At 47.6% G+C, this 23,304-nt stretch carries 20 protein-coding genes and 1 tRNA gene; 8 read left to right on the top strand and 13 right to left on the bottom strand.

Annotated features, from left to right (window positions below; translation table 11 throughout):
* Positions 1-56 precede the first annotated feature (56 nt).
* Entirely contained in the window at positions 57-1,262 is a 1,206-nt protein-coding gene (locus J4G78_RS06580; protein WP_207989489.1) for a DUF445 domain-containing protein, read from the top strand.
* A 7-nt stretch (positions 1,263-1,269) separates the two neighbouring features.
* On the opposite strand, the gene J4G78_RS06575 is transcribed toward J4G78_RS06580, so the two are convergent.
* Positions 1,270-5,952, bottom strand: coding sequence for an NAD-glutamate dehydrogenase (locus J4G78_RS06575; RefSeq protein ID WP_207989488.1), 4,683 nt, complete (start codon positions 5,950-5,952; stop codon positions 1,270-1,272).
* 187 nt (positions 5,953-6,139) lie between these two features.
* On the bottom strand, positions 6,140-7,492 hold the full coding sequence (locus tag J4G78_RS06570) for a PAS domain-containing protein (RefSeq protein ID WP_243457251.1): 1,353 nt from the start codon (positions 7,490-7,492) through the stop codon (positions 6,140-6,142).
* 216 nt (positions 7,493-7,708) lie between these two features.
* Between J4G78_RS06570 and J4G78_RS06565 the strand changes: the two genes are divergently transcribed.
* Positions 7,709-7,784, top strand: a tRNA-Thr gene (locus J4G78_RS06565).
* A gap of 216 nt (positions 7,785-8,000) precedes the next feature.
* Here J4G78_RS06565 and J4G78_RS06560 read toward each other — a convergent pair.
* From J4G78_RS06560 to J4G78_RS06550, 3 genes are read right to left on the bottom strand one after another with little or no spacing between them, the layout of a single operon-like run.
* Positions 8,001-9,617: a recombinase family protein gene (locus J4G78_RS06560; RefSeq protein ID WP_207989486.1), complete on the bottom strand. Its 1,617-nt coding sequence runs from the start codon at positions 9,615-9,617 to the stop codon at positions 8,001-8,003.
* A complete protein-coding gene (locus J4G78_RS06555) occupies positions 9,610-10,068 on the bottom strand; it encodes a DUF2924 domain-containing protein (RefSeq protein ID WP_207989484.1) in 459 nt (152 codons plus the stop codon). Before J4G78_RS06555 ends, J4G78_RS06560 begins: the two co-directional genes overlap by 8 nt.
* Complete coding sequence (locus J4G78_RS06550) at positions 10,065-10,304, bottom strand: DUF3489 domain-containing protein (RefSeq protein ID WP_207989482.1); 240 nt, start codon at positions 10,302-10,304, stop codon at positions 10,065-10,067. The genes J4G78_RS06555 and J4G78_RS06550 overlap by 4 nt, the downstream gene beginning before the upstream one ends.
* A 186-nt stretch (positions 10,305-10,490) precedes the next feature.
* Here J4G78_RS06550 and J4G78_RS06545 point away from each other — a divergent pair, with 186 nt between their 5' ends.
* Positions 10,491-10,739 (top strand): hypothetical protein, encoded by a 249-nt coding sequence (locus J4G78_RS06545; protein WP_207989481.1) that lies wholly within the window; start codon positions 10,491-10,493, stop codon positions 10,737-10,739.
* A gap of 43 nt (positions 10,740-10,782) precedes the next feature.
* On the opposite strand, the gene J4G78_RS06540 is transcribed toward J4G78_RS06545, so the two are convergent.
* Both J4G78_RS06540 and J4G78_RS06535 read right to left on the bottom strand, forming a co-directional pair.
* Positions 10,783-11,460 (bottom strand): hypothetical protein, encoded by a 678-nt coding sequence (locus J4G78_RS06540; RefSeq protein ID WP_207989479.1) that lies wholly within the window; start codon positions 11,458-11,460, stop codon positions 10,783-10,785.
* Between the two features lie 47 nt (positions 11,461-11,507).
* Entirely contained in the window at positions 11,508-11,744 is a 237-nt protein-coding gene (locus tag J4G78_RS06535) for a DUF2188 domain-containing protein (protein ID WP_207989477.1), read from the bottom strand.
* A 123-nt stretch (positions 11,745-11,867) separates the two neighbouring features.
* Between J4G78_RS06535 and J4G78_RS06530 the strand changes: the two genes are divergently transcribed.
* From J4G78_RS06530 to J4G78_RS06515, 4 genes are all read left to right on the top strand, one after another.
* Positions 11,868-12,188, top strand: coding sequence for a helix-turn-helix domain-containing protein (locus J4G78_RS06530; RefSeq protein ID WP_207989475.1), 321 nt, complete (start codon positions 11,868-11,870; stop codon positions 12,186-12,188).
* 44 nt (positions 12,189-12,232) lie between these two features.
* Positions 12,233-13,036, top strand: a complete 804-nt coding sequence (locus tag J4G78_RS06525) for an ImmA/IrrE family metallo-endopeptidase (RefSeq protein WP_207989473.1) — start codon at positions 12,233-12,235, stop codon at positions 13,034-13,036.
* A gap of 312 nt (positions 13,037-13,348) precedes the next feature.
* A complete protein-coding gene (locus tag J4G78_RS06520; RefSeq protein WP_207989471.1) occupies positions 13,349-14,926 on the top strand; it encodes an anti-phage dCTP deaminase in 1,578 nt (525 codons plus the stop codon).
* Positions 14,919-15,086, top strand: coding sequence for a hypothetical protein (locus J4G78_RS06515; protein ID WP_207989469.1), 168 nt, complete (start codon positions 14,919-14,921; stop codon positions 15,084-15,086). The genes J4G78_RS06520 and J4G78_RS06515 overlap by 8 nt, the downstream gene beginning before the upstream one ends.
* 345 nt (positions 15,087-15,431) lie before the next feature.
* Here the strand turns inward: J4G78_RS06515 and J4G78_RS06510 are convergent, their stop codons facing one another.
* Positions 15,432-16,391: a hypothetical protein gene (locus tag J4G78_RS06510; protein ID WP_207989467.1), complete on the bottom strand. Its 960-nt coding sequence runs from the start codon at positions 16,389-16,391 to the stop codon at positions 15,432-15,434.
* A 48-nt stretch (positions 16,392-16,439) separates the two neighbouring features.
* Complete coding sequence (locus J4G78_RS06505) at positions 16,440-17,933, bottom strand: peroxidase family protein (RefSeq protein WP_207989465.1); 1,494 nt, start codon at positions 17,931-17,933, stop codon at positions 16,440-16,442.
* Between the two features lie 191 nt (positions 17,934-18,124).
* On the opposite strand from J4G78_RS06505, the gene J4G78_RS06500 reads away from it, so the two are divergent.
* Positions 18,125-18,778 carry a Crp/Fnr family transcriptional regulator gene (locus J4G78_RS06500; protein WP_207989464.1) on the top strand — a complete coding sequence of 218 codons (654 nt, stop codon included), beginning with the start codon at positions 18,125-18,127 and terminating at the stop codon, positions 18,776-18,778.
* 10 nt (positions 18,779-18,788) lie between these two features.
* Here the strand turns inward: J4G78_RS06500 and J4G78_RS06495 are convergent, their stop codons facing one another.
* The 4 genes from J4G78_RS06495 to J4G78_RS06480 all read right to left on the bottom strand — a co-directional run bounded on the left by J4G78_RS06495 (position 18,789) and on the right by J4G78_RS06480 (position 23,247).
* Complete coding sequence (locus tag J4G78_RS06495) at positions 18,789-20,285, bottom strand: tetratricopeptide repeat-containing protein (protein WP_207989462.1); 1,497 nt, start codon at positions 20,283-20,285, stop codon at positions 18,789-18,791.
* A gap of 1 nt (position 20,286) precedes the next feature.
* Complete coding sequence (locus J4G78_RS06490) at positions 20,287-21,009, bottom strand: hypothetical protein (protein ID WP_207989461.1); 723 nt, start codon at positions 21,007-21,009, stop codon at positions 20,287-20,289.
* An 11-nt stretch (positions 21,010-21,020) separates the two neighbouring features.
* A complete protein-coding gene (locus J4G78_RS06485; RefSeq protein ID WP_207989459.1) occupies positions 21,021-22,580 on the bottom strand; it encodes a toll/interleukin-1 receptor domain-containing protein in 1,560 nt (519 codons plus the stop codon).
* A 145-nt stretch (positions 22,581-22,725) separates the two neighbouring features.
* Complete coding sequence (locus tag J4G78_RS06480; protein WP_207989457.1) at positions 22,726-23,247, bottom strand: tyrosine-type recombinase/integrase; 522 nt, start codon at positions 23,245-23,247, stop codon at positions 22,726-22,728.
* Between the last annotated feature and the right edge of the window lie 57 nt (positions 23,248-23,304).

Genomic DNA, 23,304 nt, shown 5'->3' with positions numbered 1-23,304 from the left:
ATCCGGTTTCTGGTTCATCCGCCATCTCTCCGGATTTGAACAATGCTGGCCGTGATATGAAAATAATCGCCACCGGTTTGCTGGTATTGATGGCGGTAATCTATTTTACCGCAAAATCCTATGAGGAGGTGCACCCAGCACTAGGGTTTGTGCGCGCATTTGCAGAAGCCGCCATGGTTGGTGGATTGGCGGACTGGTTTGCGGTCACAGCCTTATTCCGCCACCCTATGGGGCTCCCGATTCCACATACAGCGATTATTCCGCGCAACAAGGACCGGATTGGCGACACGCTCGCGAATTTTCTAAAGAATAATTTTCTGGTCTCAAAGATTGTTGCGCAGCGCATGCATGGTATTGACATGGCTGGCGGTGTCGGAAGGTTTCTGAAATCACCCAGCGGTGGGCAAGGGCGACTGCGCATGGGGGCGTCTCGGTTGATCGGCGATATTATTGGTTCGCTGGATCAGGACCGGTTGGGCAGCATGTTCAAAGGTGCAGTTAAAACGCAGGCCAAAGAGCTAGATCTGGCAACGCCTATGGGGCAGATATTAGAGTCCGTGATGGCGGAAAACCGGCACGGGCCGCTGATAGACTCTACCATAAAATGGGCTTACCGAACGCTAGATGCCAACGAGTATGTTATTCGTGCCATAGTGCATGACCGCGCCAATACCGTAATGCGCTGGACTGGATTGGATGATCGACTGGCCAATGAAGTGGTCGATGGACTCTATAAGCTATTGGCGGATATGGCCTCGGATCCGGATCATCCGGTGCGGGCCAAAACCGAAGAGAGCATGGTTCAACTGGCGCAGGAGCTCAAAAACGACCCAGAATTGCGACAACGGGTCAACGAATGGAAGCTTGAGATGATCGAAAATCCAGCGATTGCCAGCTGGATTGACGGTATGTGGGAAACAGGACGGGAAGCTTTGTTAAAGGCATCCCGCGATCCTGAAGCAGCTATGGCGGGCCATTTTGGCGATGCATTGATGCAATTGGGCAGCAGTTTGCAGCAGGATCCGTTGCTGAATCGTCAGCTCAACCGCTTCGCTCGCCGTGCGGTTGCGGGGGTTGTTGCTAGCTATGGTGACAATATTGTCAAACTGGTGTCCGAAACCATTCGCGGCTGGGATGCGCAGACCATTACGGATCGCGTGGAAAATGCTGTAGGTCGGGATCTTCAATATATACGCGTAAACGGCACACTGGTCGGTGGTTTGGTTGGCGTTATGCTGCATCTGCTCGGTTATTGGATATGACTTACGCCTAGCGGGTCAATAAAATTCGAGCCTGTCCAGCTATCTGCGCAAGCATGGCGATAGATGGTCGCGGTGACAATTGAGCCCGATCAACAATATTCCGGAATTGAGCCACCCGAGCACTATTCTTTTCTGCCCAAGTTTCTAGAAATTGATCCATGTCTTTACTGCGCGCCCGTCTCAGAAAATCGAGCCGCATTTGCTGAAAATCACGAGCCAGTCCTGCGACCAATAAGCGATCCCATGGATCGGACGGATTAATCCGGGTCGCGGTCATCTGGGCCCAGTCCAATCCCAGCAGGCTACCCAATTTAGTAAAGGCGATTGCGACTTCAATCGCATCAATTTCTCTTGTTTTCGCAAGATAAGCTATGCCGGCGGCACCATCATTTTTATAGATATTTGCCATTGTCTGGGCGATATCGTTGGTCGCGCCAGCTTCTATAAGCAACCGAGTTTGCTTGGTCGCTTGCAACTGGCCTTCCGCTGTAATCAGGCTGTCGACTTTATCATTCAATATACTGATGCTTGGTGCCAGCATTGCAACGGCATCGTCAATTGTTCCATCCGTCAGACCAACACGCATCAAATCCGCCATGTGGGATCGCAGCACATAAGCCACTCGGTCAAACAACAGGAGCCGAACATCCTCGGCAATATTGGCTTCTTCCAAAGATTTCCATATAGCGTCCGCATGAAATAGGCGTTCAGCGATGACAAAAGCTGCGGTAACTTCGGCCAGCGAACAGCCTTCTTCTTCGGCCAACTCAAAAGGATCAATCAAGCCAAGTCGATTGATCATCCGATTGGCGAGCTTTGTCGCAATAATCTCCCTGCGCAGCTGGTGATGGAGCACGGCGTCCTGGTGCTTGGCTTTTATGGCGCTTGGAAATGCATTGAGCAGCTCGCTATCGAGACCGGGGTCATCGCTAAGGTCACTATTTTCGATTGCGTCCTGCAGCGCCAGTTTTGCAGTTGAGATAAGGACTGCGAGTTCGGGACGAAACAGTCCGCGATCTTCCTGTCCACGACGGACCAGATCTTCATTGGTTGCAAGCCCTTCGACCGCACGATCAAGCTTGCCTTGTTCCTCGAAATATTCAATCAAACGGATATAGGACGGTAAGGTTTTTTTACCCCCAATTTCGGCGATGGAAAGACCGAGGGCTTGCAGTCGATTGTCTTCGAGCACCAGCGATCCGACATTGTCAGTCATTTTCTCCAACAGCTTGTTGCGCGCGCTTAGTTTTAACCGGCCAGCGGCCATCTCCGCGTTGAGGGCGATCTTGATGTTAACTTCATTGTCTGAGCAATCGACGCCTGCGCTATTGTCGATAAAGTCGGTGTTGATCCGACCCCCTCGTCCTGCAAAAGCAATACGACCAGCTTGAGTGATGCCCAGATTAGCGCCTTCCCCTATGACTTTTACGCGCAGTTGTTTTGCATCAATGCGAATAGCATCGTTGGAAGGGTCACCCACCTCAATGTTATTTTCAACGGATGATTTCACATAGGTTCCGATGCCGCCGAACCACAGCAGGTCTGTTTTGCTAGCCAATATCGCGGAAATGAGACGCGATGGTGTAATGTCTGTTTCGTCGGATAGATCCAGGAGAGCCGCAATTTTCTTGCTGACTTTCAAGGTTTTGGAACTGCGAGAAAAGACGCCGCCACCTTTGGATATCAAGCTTTTGTCATAATCATCCCAGCTTGAGCGGGGTAATTCAAACAACCGTTTCCGCTCGCTCCAACTCTTCGCCGGATCGGGATCGGGATCGATAAATATGTGGCGGTGGTCAAAAGCAGCAACGAGGCGCAAAGATTTGGATAACAGCATACCGTTACCAAAAACGTCACCGGACATATCGCCAACACCAACAACATTTACCGGTTCTTTCTGGATGTCGACGCCCATTTCGGCAAAATGCCGTTGGACTGACACCCATGCTCCGCGGGCAGTAATACCCATCGCTTTGTGATCATAACCATTACTACCGCCGCTGGCGAAAGCATCCCCCAACCAAAATCCCTTGTCGGTCGCAATGGCATTGGCAATATCTGAAAAAGTTGCTGTGCCCTTATCCGCGGCGACAACAAAATAGGGGTCATCGTCATCCAAGCGAACCACGTCTTTTGGCGGAACGACTTCTCCCTCTTTTATGTTATCAGTAATCGACAGCAGTGCGCTGATGAAAACCTTATAGGATGCTATCCCTTCGGCAATGAAAGCGTCACGGTCGTCGCCTGCAGGCAGTTGCTTGGCATAAAACCCGCCCTTGGCTCCTGTCGGAACAATGACAGCATTCTTGACCCGCTGGGCTTTCATCAATCCTAAAATCTCTGTGCGGAAGTCATCACGCCGATCTGACCAGCGCAGCCCCCCACGCGCAACCGGTCCTGCTCGCAAATGGATACCTTCAACCCGGGGGCTGTAAACGAATATCTCACGCCATGGCACAGGCGCAGGCAGGTCTGGAATTTTGGCACTTTCAATCTTAAATGCCAAAGCGTCGTCGCTACTATCGGCAAATGCATTAGTGCGCAAAATAGATCCGATAACCGCGCGAAACAGACGCAATATTCGATCGTCGTCAATGCCCTGAACTTTGACCAGACCGCTTTCAATCGCTTTAACCGCTTCCGATGAAGCCGTATTTCGGTCGCCGTCAAAGTTGGGGTCATGCAATGTTGCAAACAATCGGATCATGGCGCGGGTTACGTCACTTGCCTCCGCCAAGGCTTCAACTACGGTGATCATTCCATAGCTTAAGCCTGTTTGACGAAGATAACGGAACCACGCCCGGATCCACACTGTAGATTGAGCGCTGATCCCAGTTGTGGTGATCAGTTGATTGAAACTGTCATTCTCCGCCGAACCCTCCAAAACGCAGGTGATTGCGTCCTGAATTTCCGACGCGCGGGCAATCAAATCGTCACGTGCTTCCGGATTGCGCAGTGAAAGTTGGAAGTCGTGAATATAACCCAAGCGCCCTTCGTTAAGCGGTGTTGGTATTTCTTCTAGAACCGAGAAGCCAAAATTTTCCAGCGTAGGCACGGCATCAGACAGCGGCAATACACCACCGAGATGATAGACTTTTAGTCGCAGCAAATGTTCCGCATCGCCGTCCAATTGATATAGCCGCGTTGACTTTTGTCCGCCACGTTCCAGCTGGAACAGCCGCATGATATCGCGAGAAGCCTCTTTCGCACCATAAAGAGACTGATATGTCCCAGGAAAACAATCGGCATAGCGTTGAGCCAGAATTGCCGCCCGGTTATCGGGAACAAATTCGCTCAGATGGCTTGCTACTTCGGGTCGCCAGCCACGGATCATATTTTCCAGTTGCTGGTCCAGCGCATCCGGATCGGGTATTTTGCTGTCGACACCCATATCCAGAATATATCGCAGCGATGAGATGCCGCCTTCGTCCAGTGTATTGGACCAGCTCAATATCCTGGCACCGGTCGATTCAGTAAGCATCGCCTGGATATTTTCCCGCCGCCGCGTTGATAGCTGCTCGCGTGGTAGCCAGATAAACGCAAAGAGATGGCGATTCAGTGGAGACATGACACTATGCAATTTGGGTCGCGGACGATCAATCAGCGACATGGAAATCAGAGCGAGTTTTTCCAGGTCTTCCTGCTTGAAGGTGATCAGTATATCATGGGGCAAAGACGTAAGTGCATGGGTCAACGATTTGCCAGCATGACCTGTGGGCGCAAATTCAAACTTGTCGAATAATCGTGCCATCTGGGTGCGCAGCAGGGGAACCTTCTCGGGCGGTGTGGCTAGAGCAGCGCTGGTCCATAGTCCGGCTGTTATAGACAGGCCAATCAGCTCATCTTTATCGCGCAGCGGCATGATAATGACATCCATCAGGACATGCCGATGGACTGTAGAAATCTGATTGGATTTGACAATCAACGGTGCCTGGCCGCCGGATTTAAACCAAGCAAAAGCCTTTTTCTGACTGATTTTAGAAAGCGCCGGCGTGTCTCGCATCCGTGCCACGCCGATGCGGTCAGATCGTTGCCCTTTTCCATCTATTTTTTCGTGGGCGAGCAATGTGAAATTGCGATCCAGAAACCAGCGTATGAGCGCCGTGCCTTCGCCCTCGGGCAAGCTATCCGCGTCTTCGCCCAAAGCGATTTGTAATTTTAACCAGTCTGTGACTGCGGCGCCCACATCCAACAGGTTTTTGCGCAATGACCGCTCCAGTGCCCGGCGGACCTTGGCATCTGTGCGTTCCAGCTCAATATAGATGATAGACTCGCGTTTTTCGCCGCCGTCTGGATCATTATGAATCGCGCTGAGCTTACCCTTTTTATCACGTTTCACGCCGACAACCGGATGGATGAGTCGTCCAATATTCAGTCCAAAACCTGCGATAGTGGCGCATACAGAGTCGACCAGAAACGGCATGTCATCATTTATGATGGCAAGGCGCAGATGTCTTTTCCCGTTGGCATTTATGACGCTTTCGAGCGACAGGTTCGTTTCAGAACCTGTCCGGTGCAAACCCGTATCGAGCGCGAAAAGGACAGCTTCCTTACAAGCCTTATCGTCAAAACCGATATTTTCACCGGGCAAGGCGCTGTCTTGAAATGCGGCGGTTAAATTTTTCTTGAGTGTTTTGCCGACCGTAGCATTGGTCGTTTTCGCTGCTGTCGCGTCGCGGTTACCCGTCATGGTTCCCCCAAAATATCAGTCCGGATCATATGTCCGACCGTCGGGCAGTCTTATGGGCCTAATGTAGTTCATGCTCAAGAGTCTTCCGCATATCACTTTATCGTGCTGTCGCGAATATCAGAGAAGCGTGATATATCGGTTACAGATGAAACCAATATATCAGAAAGCAATGAGCGGAAAATAATTGTCAGACGCTGGCCTGTTTAAGAGCCCTATCAGTCAGTTTTTGATCACCGAGTACAGGGCCAACAATTGATAGTTGTCCGCTATTCTCGCGGCGTGCAACCAGGACAACAAACTCAGCATCGCCTGCATCAATATCGTCCAGTTGACGGCTAGGAGCGTTGCGCAGTCGTTCCAGAACGTCTTCATTCTTGTCAGCCGTGTCGACAGGCGTCTGCTTAGGATTACGCGCATCTCTCTCGGCATAAACAACTGCTTTCAGGCCGCCCTCATAATTTTCGAGATAGTCAGCAAAAGCACCCTTCTCAATACCAGCATCTTTGGCAAACCGCAGCGCTGCTGCATATTCTGTCAACCGGGTTTTGTCGTAATGAGCACCGAAAACCAGCTTTACGATGGGCGTCATCGGCGCACGTTCCTGGGCCTTCAGTCCTGAGTCCTCTAGCAAGGCAGCATAATCCTGCGGATGAGCTTGCGTCATAAGGTAGAAATCATAAGCTTGGCCCACGGCATTATAAAGCGCGATGCGGCTGCGTTGTTCGCTGTGGGCTGCATTGTCGGCGCTACTGCGCGCAGCTACTAACCAGTCGGCGAGGCCTGCGTCTTCGCCGGGTTGTTCGCTGATATCTTCCAGTTCAATATGATCGCCGCCGACCAACGCGGCTGTCGCAGCAGCTGCATCGTCTGCGGTCAGTTCCAGAGGAGCCGAAGTGGGGCTATCAGCCCAGATCGGTCCTGTTTCGGTTTTGGCAGGGGCGGAGCGCATTGCTTGTGCGACCTGTTCTTCCAGTTCTTTCGCAAAGTCATCTGCTGCTACTTCTTTCCAGTTGATCACACCGTAGATGAAATCAATCGTGTCATCGTCGGTGGAAAAAGGTAGCAAGATACCGCGGTACATGATGGTTATGCCGCGTTGATTGACAAATTCAGCCTCAAAACCAATGGGCGCCTGATTGGCGATAATCTGAAGATAGTGATCGGTAATGCGCGAAAGCAGGGAGCGCGCTGGTACTTGGTCAATGGTTGTGATGCTGTCATCCAGTTCACATTCCTGGCGCAGCGATGTTCCTAGAAACTGTATTGATGGATTTTCCACACCGTTGGTGAAATCCAGTAATACGCTATTCGGTCCAAAATCCTTGTCTGCTTCCGGATCCAGATCTTCGACGCTGGGAAATTGCCGGTCGCCGAGCAGTCCCGCCCAGAAATTATAAGCGCGCACGTGCATGCGGCGCTCGTCCTGACCAATAGCAGGCGGGGCTTCGGTCGTTACGTCTTCGTCTTCATAGGCGATGTAATCGGCATCAGAGCCTACGCTCAAACCGCCGTTTTCATCAGAATTGCGAAGATTTTCCATGCCTGATCCTACTTTATCTACTCGTTTCAAGTCTGGTTTGCATCGGCCATGGTAAATATCTGGTAAACGTTCTTAACTTTTCTCTTCTTTGTGCACATGGTTTGCGCGGCAGATATACGCGAAACGAACGGTCGGGCTTGTCACGAAGCAGACCGGCTGTTAAAGGCGCGATCGTTAAGTATTTGACCGGCGGAATGAACGCCAAACAGGTTAAATGCCGCTTTAGCTCAGGTGGTAGAGCACATCATTCGTAATGATGGGGTCAGAGGTTCGAGTCCTCTAAGCGGCACCACGCATATTTCCCTTATATATCAATAACTTGACGGCTCTGATGTTTGTAGATTTAGTCCCCGAACTTCCGAAGGTTAGGTAAACTGCGGGATTCAAAATGGTGACTAGAGACGATTTGGCGGTCGCGATATAGGCGAACATATGTCGTCTGTCTCACAGGCCGTTTTTGTGGCTGTCAGATGTATGTTACTATTTTTGAAAGTTGGGGTGCAGCGGTTCAGGTGAACCCGAACATTTTGCGCTGGCTTGGCCAATCGAGTGGAATGCTATTGACGCGAGTAAGCTTGCGGCCCGTTAGTTCAGATGGTTGAGTGCCATCCATTATGGCTGCAATAATATCCGGTGCGAGCCAGGATATCCTGACAAGCTGTCCCAAATAACGACGGCTGTAATGTGCGATAGCGGAATTTGGTTTGTTGCCGAGCATATGATCTTGAGCCGCAAAAGCTTGCGCAACGAGTTTCTGGAGCGTCGGATTTGGAACGGACTTTAGGGGTGATCCGCTCGGTGGGATAGCAAGTTTGACTTCGCTACCTCGCTTAACCAGCTTGGCATCGACGGAGACATGCATTGGCTCGTTATCAGGCTCTGGCTTGAAGCTTAGTTCGACATTCTGCTGGCGGACTTGAACCCTTAGATGATGGTCCAGCAAATTCTTTCTTTTTTGAGTGATGGTCCCGTGGAGCAATCGATAAGCAATGTCCTGATATCGGTCGATTTGGTCCTGTATGAACTTCGCATCACCTGAGGTAGGTATTATGCTTATCAAAGCTTTGGCGAAAGTGTCAGTGACTAATCGCTCAATCTCATTGGATGGCAATCTCCAAGCTTCGGTTTTTTCTTCTCCGAGTTTAAACCGCGTCACATAGTAGCGATACCGTTTAACCCCGCGAGATGCATGACAAGGCGTCATCGACCTTCCATCAGGATCTGTAATAAGTCCGGTCAGCAGACTCGGGTTCTTCGCCTTCTTGCCCAATGCATTGTCGTTTCTGTTGGATGCAAAAATCGCTTGAACCTGATCAAATAGTTCTTGCTCGATGATGGCATCATGCTCCCCATCATAGATTTCATCTTTGTGACGCACCTTGCCTACATAGATTGGATTTTTAAGCAGTTGAGCAAGTGGGCCTTGATAAAAGGTCACGCCACCAATTTTTCTTCCGTCCTTGTAAGTACGAATCTTCGTTCGATAGCCCTGCCTTGCCAGTTCATCGACAAGCTGGGGCACCGACCTCAGTTCTGTATAGCGTTTGAAGATATGCTGTACTGTTTTGGATTCCTCATGATTGATGAGAAGCTTCCGGTCTCCAAGGTCATAACCAATGGGAACTGGACCGCCCATCCACATTCCCTTCTTCTTGGAGGCGGCAATCTTGTCACGGATGCGTTCGCCCGTTACTTCGCGTTCAAACTGGGCAAAGGATAGAAGTACATTTAGTGTTAGTCTGCCCATACTGGTGGTGGTATTAAATGATTGGGTGACGCTTACAAAACTGGCACCATGTTCATCCAGTATTTCGACGATCTTGGCAAAGTCAGCAAGCGACCGCGTGAGGCGATCAACCTTGTACACGACAATGACATCAACTTTCCCTGCTTTCACATCCTGCAGTAGCTGTTCAAGACCCGGTCTTTTCATTGAGCCACCGCTGAAGCCTCCATCATCATAAAGTTCCGATGATCCCTCCCATCCTTCGTGAGTCTGGCTCAATATATAGGCCGCACACGCATCACGTTGCGCATCTAGACTATTGAAGGCCTGTTCCAAGCCATCTTCGGTAGATTTGCGAGTATAGATAGCGCAGCGGGTTTTGCTTTTCTTCTCAGGCATCCGCCGGCACCTTCGGCTTGAACCCACCGCGTTTCCTCAATCCAAAGAAGCGGGGTCCTGACCAATGAGCGCCCGTAATTTCTTCGGCGATATGACTGAGACTGCGATAATGCCGATTATCAAATTCAAAACCTTCTTCACAGACAAGTACGTGATAGCTTTTGCCATTCCATTCCCGAACCAATCGTGTCCCAGGTTTGAGCGCTATATCATTTGTGAGATCGGCGCCTCCAGATTTCTCCAAACGCTTTTGCAGTTGAACAATCTTCTTTTTGACCGATGGTGCCAGCCTGCCATGTTGGCGCTCCTGCAATCTCCAAGCTATGGATCGGCGCAGAAGGTCGGGTGCTATTGCTGGCGCAGCCTGCCGGAATAGATCGCGCCACCTAGACCGGAGCTGGGCAGGGGGCATTGTTGCAAGCTCTCTTAATTGGGCATCCAGCTCACTCATGTTTGTTCATTCTCAAAAGTGGGTTTGGAAGCTATTCGATAAGCCGTGCCGTCTTCTCTCCGCGCCTCTCGATTGATCACAAAGTTCTTTTTACGGAGACCAGTCAAAAAGGCTCGGACGCTGTGCGGTTGCCAAGACGTTGCTTCGCAAAGTTCTTCAATGCTTGCGCCCTTGGCACGCGACAGCAGTTGTTGGACTTTAGCGGCTTTGGTTTGTGGTTTTTTGGCTGTGGTCATTTATTAGGCTCCAGTTTGGCGCTGGAGGATCCAACGCTTCCACTGACCCAAGCCGCAGGACCTTCAAGTCCTACAGCTTGTCACAACTTGTCTGCGTGACATCAACAGCAATGCTCGATCGAACACGGAAGTCCAGTCGAAAGATTGGGAGAAATCCAGAAGCTGCATATGGACTTCATGCTGATAATGAGCGTTGCTGAACGCATGAAAAATGACGATAAAATCGACCATATCGCTGTGCGAACAGGACTATTTACACTAATAACTGCTCGGCTTGAAGATGCGCATGAAATTGCCGTCAAAGGGCAGTCGACCAAAATCGATGAGCAGCTTGTTTCTCAACTCTCAAGTGATCTTGAATCCAACTTGGACGAAATTCAAATTTTATTGAACGCCACAGCTGTTATTTTGAATCTCAGACCAGCGGGATCATAATCCATGAGTCGGGGGATCCAGTCCCTCCTCCTCTACCACCTAGTTAACGGGTGACGTTTTCAACCTGCAGTTGAGTCCAGTGTGTCATTAGTTCGTGGCAACGCTCAAGCAATATTGCTTCTTCGTCACCATTCAGCGGATAATTCAAAACAGAATATCCATTGCCACGCTGAACGTCCAGAATACGCATGTCTTCAATTTCAAAACCATCCAGTGCCGTTTGCATCAACCATAATCCGACCCGTGTCCAGCGAGGAGAGAGTGTGGGAGTTTCCCTGAAATATGGATAGATGATTCGATGCCGGTCTTCCCCAATCTGTAATGACAACAAATTGTCCACTTTCACCGTTATGTTGAAGTCCTCAAGGTTGTATCGAGCGTGAACGCTTTCTTCCAAAGGCAAGATAAGTTCATTCGTTCCGCGCTGTTCATCATCCCACCACTCAAGAAAGCCATCTTTCAATAGGGGGTATAATCTACTTCGATGAACTGGGTTCTTCGCAATTCGTTCTTCTGTGGCTTCTTCAAGGTCGAGTCCATGAACTACGTGAGACTTTGCATCACTCCAGAATGGAACATAAAAGTCTCCACCGCCTTCATCAGGAAATTCGATCTTTCGGCGATCTTGGTATAGTTCCCGTTTTAACGCACTAATTAGAGTCCGTTCCTCTAACGCACAAAACTGCAGTAGCTTTCTTAAGTGGATACTATGAATTGTCATTTAGTCTTCCTTTATGTGGGTTTTCAAATGTCCACATGCGCAAAGACCTAACCTTTGGGAGGGCTAGGATCGTTGCCATGGCTATCGCTTTGAGCAATGCGCCCATCCCGATTGTGAATGCGAAATTCGGTACCTTGGTTTCTACTGATTTGACGACCGATATTGACCGCATCGCTTTTCAATTCGAAATGTCCGCTGGCTCTTTCACTTCCGCCACGCTTGACATCCCAACCACCTTTTGGATTAGGTACAACATGATGGCTTTCTGGACCTTTTTTCGGCATTGAGAATCTCCTTATCGAATTAATATGTTCGGTATATATCGAACAGCCGGATAGCTATTGTCAAGAACATATTTGTTCGATATATACCGAACACCATCTGAGGGGGCAAATAGATGAGGAATCATGGGTAAAACACTAGGACAAAAATTATCGGAATGCCGAAAGCAAAAGGGTCTTTCGCTCGACGAATTGGCAAAAATTGCCGCAACGAGCAAAAGTTACTTGTGGGAATTAGAGAATCGAGATGTGAGGAAACCATCTGCGGAAAAACTCACCAAAATAGCGGATGCGCTTGGGACAACAGCGGGTTACCTGATGGACGACAAGTCAGAACCCGATGAAGCTCAGAAACAAGAAGCCTTTTTCCGAAAGTTTAGCAAGTTAGGTGAAGCCGACCAAACAAGGTTTCAGGAAATGATCGATGTATGGAGTAAAGGGAAATAGGTCTTCCAAAAACTCCATCCGGATGGGCAATCCACTTATCGAAAGTGCTAACCGCCTTCAATGCGGCCCATGGACTTGCACGCTTTCCAATAGATGTTACGCAGGTTGCCAAGGAGTACTCCAGAAACGTTTTTCCAGAAGAACCCATTACAACAGTTGAAGGCCAGAATTTTTCCAACGATTTCGAAGGTGCATTGGTCAGAAACCCAATCAGCACCAATGAGTGGGGCATATTCTACAATTCTGGCCTGACTTCTAAGGGCAGGATCAATTTTACTTTGGCTCATGAATTGGGCCACTATTTGCTACACCGCCAGTTGCTCGAAAATGAAATTTTCTGCGCAAAGTCCGACATGTGGGCTTGGAATTCTGAATATGGTCAAATGGAAAGCCAAGCAAATGAGTTTGCGTCTTTTCTGTTGATGCCTCTCGATGATTTTCGCCTACAAGCTAATTCAATCAAGAAACCAAAGGTCGACGATTTTGCAATACTTGCTGAACGCTATGAATCTTCAATCACAGCCACAATTTTGAAATGGTTGGAAATAACAACTAAGCGAGCGATGCTCGTAGTGAGCAAGGACGGGTTTATCGATTGGTCTTGGAGCAGCAAACCACTTCTAAGAAGCGGTGTTTACTTTCGTGCAAAACAAAAAACTATAGAACTTCCAGCAAAGAGCCTTGCTGCTCAGGGTCAATCTATTGCAGCTATTGAAGGAGATTGGCTTCCAGCAGGCATTTGGGCTGACCACGAAGAAGTGTTCGAAACAGTCCTTTTTTCAGAGTTTCATAACCAAGCAATATCACTTCTTGTATACCCCAACATTCCTCCAATCTTTGATCAATAAAGTACATCAGCCCTTTTTCTACAATGTGCCACATAATTTATGTTCATGGTTATTGGAATGAACGTCAGAAAGAATTTGTCTTGTCTCGTGATTTCCCCGACGATTTAATGAAATTTTCTCACAATCATTTCAAATCCCTCCTCCGCTAACAAAAAAGATGCCTTAGTCTTCCGCTCTTGTTTGATTTGCGAATTTCAGGACAACGGTCTTTATGCTCAAACCGATAGTTGTAAGATAGATTGTATCGATATTGACATATGTATAAACTGTATGCCTTATCAAGTAATTATTGTTGATATCAAAGGTTCTATCATGAAACATTTTAATAGTGATTGCCCAAAGCCCGAATTAATTATTGGTATAGCGGGGCCTGCAGGAACGAACCTTGGTAATGTGGCTGATACGATTGAAGAACTCGTCAAAGTATATGGGTACGAAAGCTTTCAGATTAGAGCAAGTAAGCTGATTTCGTCTGCATGCGATGAAAAAGTTTTTGAAAAATTGGATGCAGCTAAATTTGAAAAAAAGGTTCAATATTTGATGAATGCGGCAGATCACATCCGGAGAGATGTTGGAAGTGGTGCGGCAATAGTCCCGTTAATATTGTCCAAAATAAGGAATCTTCGTCAAACATTCTTACTTAGCGAAGACTGCTCGGTCGACTTTGAAGATATCGAATTGTACAATCGATGTTATATTATCAATAGCTTGAAGCATCCTGAAAAAGTCAAACTTTTGAGAAAGGTGTATGGCTCAAAATTCATAATGATATCTGCGTTTTCGGAACATCAAGACCGCGTAGACGAATTAGTTTCGAAAATACAAAAGTCGTACCAAACTGCAGATGCTGCAACCTTTAAAACTGAAGCTTTAAAACTAATTTCCCTTGATCAAAAAAAACCTGGTTCGAAGATAGGTCAGAATCTTTCAAGTACCTTTCATTTAGCAGATTTCTTCATATCTACAGATCAAGACTTTGAAACCAATTTGAAGAAATTTCTAAAGCTACTCTTCGGTGACCCCTACATTACACCAACGCGCGATGAAATGCACATGTACGAAGCTCAAGCTGTCGCGTTCCGATCTGCTGATTTATCGCGACAAATCGGAGCGGTCATTGTTGATCGAGATGGCTTTGTGGTTGCGAGAGGTTGTAACGAAGTGCCAAGTGTAAATGGAGGTGCGCATTGGCAGGGAGACCCTAACGAAGACGATAATAGAGATTTTGTAAAAGGCCGCGATTATAACGCGGTGAAAAAACAAGATGTTCTAAAAGAACTTTTAGATTTTGTGGATGAAAACGTTGGATTTTCCGAATCTAGTGATCGGAACACTGACGAACTTGTCTCCGACTTAATGTTTGGTAAGCATACAGGGGAGTTTAAAGACCTACGAATTTCTAACCTGATAGAGTTTGGTCGTGTGGTTCATGCCGAAATGCACGCGATTGTAGAAGCAGCTAGGCGGGGTGTCTCAATTGATGGTGGAACCGTTTATACCACCACTTTTCCATGCCACATGTGTGGACGACACATCGTTGCAGCAAACATTGATCGAGTTGTTTACATTGAGCCATATCCCAAAAGCATGACTTCTGAATTGTATGATAGAGAGGTCAAAATCGATGGTGAATTGGAAAATTCACAGATATCTGAACATGCAGTAAAATTTGAACCCTTTATCGGCGTTGCACCAAGGTTTTTTGAGCAAGTATTTTCTGCACCAAAAAGGAAAGACAGCGCTGGATATACAATTGATTGGATTAAAGAAAAGGCATTGCCTCGATGCACCAGTCTTTCTACCTCACATCTACCTCGAGAAGCAATATTGGCCACGCAAATTAGTCAAATCTCAAAAATAACAAACCCTCAGGTGCTAGAAAATGAATGATGAAAACAAAGTTCTCATTGAGACAATTACTGAACAATGGGAAAGAGATTTAGCATATGTTGCAAAAATGAAAATCAACCCTCGGCAGGCAATTATTCAAGAGTTCCACAGTTTTTGGGATTTTTCTGACAGCACTGGAAATTATGTTGATAAATCTTAGGTCGCGATTTGTGAATTTCGAATTTCAACAATGTTAGTTTCTGCTGAACAATGGATTCAAAATCTGATGTTCCGGTATTTCAATTTACTCGATTTCAATTACGCCTGATATGTCGCTGTTTCTAAAGCAACATCGGTTGGCATTGCGCTGAAAATCTAATTGTTGATGGTGAATTTATCTTAATCCGTTTCGAGGCATCTCAAATGAGCTTGGTAAAATAGATTCACCAAAAAGGTTGATAATATCCAGTATGTTGAACTTATGGGAATGAAACTGTGTATTCACCGATAGCCATAAATCTGCGAATATCGCGCTTCATAAATATCATCTAGTTGAGAGAGAAAATCAGGCTTTGGCTCGAAGTACGCAGATCTTCAATTGGGCTTGGAATCCATCTAGGCCGCTGTCTAGAAGTTGCCTATTCTGGATAAGTAGAGCCATTTCTTGACCACTAACGATACCATCATTTTCCAATTTTTGTATCGCATCTGCGGCTTCTTTTGCAGCTTGAGCAGCTTCTAACTCAGCTAGGACGGCTGTTTTGAATTGATCTGCCAATGCCGAGGCGTCCGTGAATTGGCCGGCGCTCAGCAGTCTGTGAGAAAGAACCGTCCTAACACCTAGAACACCGTTCTCTATCGAACGATACATTTTTTCATCTAGTTCTAAATCACTCATTTTCGAGACCAAGCCTGCGTTATTTTCCGCTAGCATCAGCGGACCGATTGTGTCCGCTACATTCTTGGCTTTGCCGCCATCAGCGACTTGGCGAAGGCAGATTAATGCGTTGAGTGCGTCTGCATACATCTCCGCTTTTGCTTGCGGCGCATAGTATTTATTTCCAGCGCCGAGAGTCGAGCTAACCGCCCCTCCGAACAACACCGCATCGGGATTACCTCCAAAAGCTGTGGCTGCAACGCCTCCAATGGCAGCAGCTAAAGACGGCAGTTCGAAAACTTGCCGACCATTTGCCGTTTCGCGAAAGGCAATCTCATACTGTTTGATAAATTTATCGATTAACAAAATCCCACCTTTGGGATTTCGTTCGAAATTTGAAGTCAGCCAATTGTTATATTGTTCAATGTAAGCATTCCTAGATTCCCTTACTTTCTTAGCACTTGATGTTTCAAGCCCTCCCGGTGCTGCAATAGTACTGAGTTTCTTTGCCTCATTCTCACTGACGCTTTGGGTAGAAGTCATTGCCACAGGAGGTGGCGCAAAACTGTACGGCGCAGAATTTAATGAAGAGCACCCAGTTATTGCCAGTGATGAGATTAGAAGAGTCGGTAGTTTGAAAGAAGACATGAAATTTCTCCCTGTTGGAAATTTGATTTGTGCGAAAAGTTAACGTTTTCAGACGCCGGCCATCTTCAAGATATCTGGCAACTCATTTTTGTTCCCATCGGATTTCCCGCTTTTGTAAGGCCGCGAGTAACAGAGGATATTCCAAAACGTCTCGGCGACGATCCGACTGCCAACGGATCCAAGGTGATTACCATTGACTCCTGACGGGTCTCCTGACTCAGCCAATATATAGTACCAAAGTGGTGTGCGATTGTGGAAGCCGCCCGCAGACACGGCCTGTTTTTGTTCTGGCGGCAGAATATCAAGAAAGTCATTCCCCTGCAGAACATCGGTGCCAATACAATCGGCCACTGCTTGGCCTGTCGGTAGCCGCAAGCGGTAGCCCCTGACAAGATTGAGCGCCGAAAGTTGGCGAGCTATCATACTTCCAACTGGCTCTCCACAATGTTGAAGATTGGCTAGCGATAAGGCTATACGGGCATCGATCTTTCTCGCCATATTGAGTTCTGTGTGATCGGATCGATCACTGAATCTATCCCAATCTAAACGCCAGCTATCCGGAAGATTTCCGCTGATGCTGCCACTTAAACTTGTAAAGGTGAATAACTCTTCCAAAGACTGATCCGGAAAACTGTCGTTTACACCGTAGCGCCCTCGCACCATCGAATGCCCAAATCTGAAAGCTGCTGCACTAAACTCGAGTGGCATGGCGACCTTTGACCGGTCTGACCATTTTAGAAAACTTGGGCCGTTCTCAAAAACGTCAGCTACAATTTCTCGGTCACAGATCCTCGGCAGATAATCGTTAACAATCACCGATTGATAAAGACGCACCAAATTTCCCTGAGCTTCGATAAACCGCGTATCACCTTTGCCGCCTGTGCTTGCCTTGTTGACCAAAGCATTGTGGGCTCTCAGAAAGGCTACGTGGAGTTGCCCGACGACCAGGTTCTCATCGTTTCGTGGATCACCAGTAAGAGCTACCCTGCCGTGACGGCAACTTGTGTCATCCATATTCTCGCGCGGCAAATCGTGGAACGGATCATCCAAGGGCCCGCCATCAGTGGGGTCCAACAGCATTTTCGCTTTGTCTTCTGGCTGCCGGGGCGCAGGTGCGTTGTAGATCGAATCCAATTCAAGAAACGGTGATCTATGTGACCGCAACGTGGAGGTAGGGTCTTTTAGAATTTCATAGAGATTGTCTTCATCGATTTCGCCACTCGAAATGTCCAAGGTCAAATCGTGATCAATAAACTGGCCAAAATATGTATATGCTGCAGGTATTGGGCCATCCACATCCTGATCTGCCGGCGTTGCCGCGATGGCTTTGGCAAGCTCTAAAAGATTGTCCACTGTTTGGTTTTCTTCGATCAGTCTAGAACTCGAATTTTGTAGATTTGGGAACATGTAAGAAAATGGGAACGTCCCATCTTGCAGAGGGCCCGGATCATTCAGAGTCAAATTTGCTTGCTGCATTTGGTCTTGCATCTGATGTAGGTTTTTGCCGCCTAATTTTTCCCCGTGAGACATACGCATTGTCATTTTTTGAGCTCCTTTATTTCCATACAATCGAACATGAATTCGACTGTGCTGCTTAGATGATCGACCTAAGTGGCGAGTTTGAACTAGAAGGGCAGGCAGTCAGGAGCCCGTGACGGCGGTCACGGACATTTGAATTTATTGATGACAACCAGATACCTGTTAGTGTTGAATACTAATGGGGGCGGAGCTTTATGGACTACAACGATCGACTCTCTGCGCTTGCTTCGTTTTTTCAATGTTCAAGCGAAGCCGCGGCCAAGCTTAATGAGGCTATGTCGTTGGTTGAATATCGCCATAAAGACACGCTCATACATCAAGGGGACTTCGGATCGCATATATGGCTTGCGCTTGACGGACATGCTCAAATGCAAGTGATCGGAGTCGACGGTCAGGTTCGACTGTTAAACGCGTATGGTCCGGGCGAAATATTTGGAGCATTTCCAGAGCCGCGCGAGTCACTAGCGGACATAATCGTCCAACATAAATTGGTAGTGTTGCAAATATCAGCGGCGGATATGATACAACTGCTTCGAGAAAATCCCGATTTTGGTCTTGGACTATCAAAAATTCTTGGTGATCAATTCCATAGTGTTCTCGATCGTATGGCTGCGCGAGTAACCCTGACAGCAATTGGCCGGGTCTATTCAGAGTTGTTGAAGACAGTCGGAGAAGGGAACGAGATTTCGCCACCTCCTGTGATCGCAGCCTTAGCTTTAACCGCTCAAACGACACGAGAGACTGGCTCTCGTGCAATCAATGCCTTGGAGCGGCGAGGAATTATCCGTCGGAATGAAGAAAGATTGGAAATTTTATCACGGTCGATGCTAAAAAATTTGATAGTATAGTAATGATCGGTCAGGCGATGATCCAGATCGGAATTGCACCATATGCAGTCTTCAATTCTCCAATTTCCTGAATGGAGTTTTCCTTGCTCAAAAGTGTTAGGACCATGGCAGACTTGTAGTCTGTTAAAACCGATCCTCCGCTAGAAGCAAGCGCGATATCTTTCGCCTGCTCAAGAACTAACTGTGAAGGGTTATCTCGATCCATCACATCGATCATTAAACTTGCTCGAATGCCATCAAACTTTTTAGCAACGCTTTTAGCAATGGCACAAACTTGTAAGATCTGAGTGGATTCAAAGCAATATCCACTCCCAACTTTTGTAAATTCAATTTGTTGAGATTGTTGTATATCAGCAATCTCTTTGCACACATTTCCCAAAAACAGTGTTGCACATAAGGTATCGGACGTATTGTCGATTGGATTGCTCCCCGATCCTCTTACCATATTTGGTTTTCGATCAGCTTCGATCACCGTGTAATCTCGGTCAGAGGCGAGCCAAGACGGAAAGTTTCGTCCAGGTTTTTTACCTAAATCCACGATAGTCAGCGCGTTCGCTGTGCTTCTAAGCAAGCCAGCATTTCGAATAGAATGTCCCATAGCTACAAGATTGGCCATTTCAACAGCAGCGTCTAAAGAACGTTCCTCAGCGCTGGGCATTTCCGGCAGGGAATAGACATTAACGGCGCTCTCGACGAGCGCATCAAAACGCGGCACCCATTGCCGCCCAAATGGTGTAACCGAAACTTCCCTAAAACGATCAATCGAATAGGGTAGCGTAACATGTAGCTCAGCTCCTGATTTAAGTAACGCTTCGGCGATTAATATATCAGCGCCGGCAGCCAATGCACCAAAACCAAAGCGGGGCGCCTTGTTATCGATAACCTCTTTGATGGTGCTCAAGGTTTTTGGATTATTCTCATCTAGCCCTATCATCCCACTGAAATATAGACTGGCAGGTGGGCGATGTCGGTCAAGCCAAGAACCATCCTTTCCTTGTTCAGAAAGAATCAATTCAAATTGACCGATGGTTGCAGCGTGATCTTCCCATGCCAGCGGAAGCTTTGCGATAGCTTCAGTAAGCGTTCTACGAGCTGCTGAATCGTTGCCCAGCAACAACAAAGCTTCTGAACGTGTAGCAGCCCTCCAATAAGCATTCTCACCTTGTGTCGGATCTCTATCAATAAGTGACAAGGTTTCTTTCGCGAGCTCGATCGACCGTCCAGCGTTGCCGCCTAGGAGCGCGAGAGTGGCTGCATTGATCAACGGATAGCTATTGTCACCTTCTATTTCTGCAGCAAGCATATAGGCTTGCGCTGCCTTGCCATAATACCTCTTACACTCAGTTCCAGACGTTGCTTTGGCCCGATCTTTGAGCAATCGTCCCTTTAATGTAAGTGCTTTAGGCTCATCAATTCGCTCATCCCATCCGGCGGCATGGAAAAGGCTCCATGCGCGCGTTGGATTACCAGAACGGGCAATGGACAGGATTTGCAATAGCGTGGTCATATTATGCTAGTGGAGGTACCAATGGTTCTGTTCCATCAGGAAAGCCAACATCGGGATCAATTATGAGCGGTACACCGTTCCCGGTAATTGGATCTATGAGTTCCAAATGGATATTGTATCGAACAGCGAATTTTGGTTCGTATTTGTGCGCCAATTCACCATCAAAAACAAAATACGCCCATTTGCTGTCGCACGTTGCGGGATTCTGCGAAGTTGGGTGGGCTATTTTCAATTTGGACCCAACCATTTGTAAAAGCCTAGCTTCAGCCATTATGGCGCACATCGGCGGAAACCCTTTTCTTCCTTCTGCTTTTTGGAATTTCTCATCTCCAGAAGAAAAGGGAGGCAGTGTTTTGGGGAAGCGCCAGTTATCAAAATCTGCTTCCGACAATTTGATGATGATATAATCCAGTGTTTTGCAATTTAACGAAAACCCGTTTGGATTCCCGGGCCGGCCTCGACCAGTTTGCTGTGTTGGTTGATTGTTAGAATTTGGGAAAAGGCCCGTTGTCATGGCCTTTTTGACATAAGACTTAAAGCTTTTCCCATCTTCTATATCTACGCATCCAGTTTGGATGATCTTGGGTGAGAGTTTTCGGTTTTCGATAGCTAGCGTGATCTCAAAAAAGGCTATCCGTTTTGGTGTATCATAGGCATTGTGAGACATGCTTCCTTGGTACGGGCCTACTAAAGCTGCGTTTTCGTCATTGGTTTCGGCGGTCATATTAATCCCCTTTATTTGCTTGGGCTTTTATCAAACTCGATTGCGCGTTTCTGCCAATCACGCCATTTCTGGTTGCGAATGTCGCGCTTCACCATCTGTTCGGCTAGTTGCAGGGATTGGCGGTTTTTTTGGATTGCTTCTTGGGGACGACGTGCTGTTAATAGAAGTTCAGCATAAACCATTCGTACACCCATAAGTAGGTGAACGCTCTCCATATCTCGCAAATCTTGCCCGACAAGATCAAGCAATAGATCTTCGCTTATTTGCAATTGGGCTAAAGCTTTTTCGGTTTCGCCTCTTTTATCATAGAATTTGCTCAACCAACTATGCCTGTTTGCGACATCGCGTTGTAGTTGGCGGTCATCAGGCAGTTCATCCCGCAATAGTACCATAATGTCTAAGGCCGGTTCACAGTATTTGTCATTGTCTAAGTTTTTATCGTTTCGAACGACACTTAAAGTGCATAGATTGCCGAGCGCATAAGACTCTTCTTTTTGCCACTTAGAGTTGGTTTTTGAGATTGCTGTCAGTTCGGAGGCTAATGCTTGATAGCTGGTCCATCGTTCTTCTGCTGCCGGCCATTTCTTTTGGCGATAATGTATATAACCTAACCAATATTCGCTTTGTCCGTGAGCAAAAATACGTTCCGGTTTTTTGGGATTTCGTTGCAATAAATTCGCAGTCACGCGTCGAGCTTCAACAAACTTTGTGATGGCTCTATCCATATCGCCGCGATTAGTGTCATCCTCACCCATGGCGTGCAGTATTCTCGCTCGCCGTTCCAAGCTGTCGGCGGTTAGGTCGCTCAGATTATCCTGCCCTTCATAATAGCTCATTGCTTGCTCATTAACGTTGGACATGACATCCAAACGTCCAACACCCTTGAGTTGGTTTCTCAAGTCAGTGAGCATATATTCGACAAGCCCTTCAGCCTTGGCTCGTTCGAGTTGCGCTTCGTTGCGCGATTGGATTGCTAACATTGTCATCCCGACCATGGCTAGCAGACCAACCAGCACACCACCCGTGACGACCATCACGCGGTTTAAACGCCTCTGTGCATCGCGTTGAACAAGAGAGTCCAGGGATACTCCCGCAATGCCAGCGACGATTTTTAGAAAACCTAGCTTCCAACCGTCTCCCTCTTTTCGGAGATCAGCTGCCAATGGTTCTCGGCCTTGCAAGAGTGGCTCTGGAAAAGACTCTTCAGGCTCTCCTCTAATCAGTGCTGCAAGAATAGGTCGATCGGGATGTAAAGACCGGAACAAGTCAATCTCTTGCGATACCCAGGGAGACGATTTGGCATCGGGCGAACATAATACAATTAGGGCTTGGGAAGAGGAAAGTGCTTCTTTTACGGCTTGAGAAAGATCTTGAGATGCGGGTAAATCTTCACGGTCCCGGAAAATTTTACCGAGGCGCCCATCGGTCAATCCCGTTTCAACGCTAGTCGACCCCTTTCGGAACTGGGAAGGTAGCCGATAGGTTTCCATCTTGCGGTGCAGCTTGTGCGCAAAACGCGCATCTGCATGGCTGTAGCTTACAAACGCACGAAAGTGATCGCTTGCGCGCATATCATCTGTAGTCGCCCCCAACTTATATTGCCCCCTTTACGAGGATCTAAACACAGAAAATTGCCGATTTCAATTGTAGATTAAAATAGTTGATTGCTGTTTTTCTAGAATTGAGTGGTATAAATAACTCAGCTGCGCAATTTATTTACCACTTCGTTCGATATTCGTCGATCACATGCGAGTCCTGCATATTCAAATATATCGCGGTCGTTTCCAAATTTTCATGACCCAATATTTTTTGCAGGGCGGGTAATGAAAAGCCTTTCATCAAAGCGAGGATCGCAAATGTATGCCGGAGCACATGCGGCGATACCGGCGTCGTAATTTTTGCGCGGTTGGCTATGATTTTTACGCGCCGCTGTGCCGAGCGAATGGAACAATCCATATCATTGCGGATGGCAAAATGCTTTTCGAGCAAGGCCATGGATCGATTGGACACCGGCACGGTGCGCCTTTTGGATTGACCGCCAGTGCCTTTGCCAAAAATGGTCAGCGTGCGTTCTTGCCAATTGACATTTTGCGGGGTGAGCGACTGCCACTCGCCGATGCGCAAGCCGGTATCGAGCAAAAGCCAAGCAAGCAGTTTGTCCTCAAATTCCAGGCACGCCTGTTCGAGCGCCTGGACTTGATCCAGGTTGAGAGGCACGCGTTTATATTGGTATTTCATAGAGGTGGTTATAGCATATCGGCGTGAGCGCCCTTGGATCACGCCAAACTGTCGCCT

This window comes from Parasphingorhabdus cellanae (genome assembly GCF_017498565.1).
Lineage (GTDB): Bacteria > Pseudomonadota > Alphaproteobacteria > Sphingomonadales > Sphingomonadaceae > Parasphingorhabdus > Parasphingorhabdus cellanae.
Note: the sequence above shows the minus strand (reverse complement) of the source record. Positions and strands in the feature narration are given on the sequence as shown.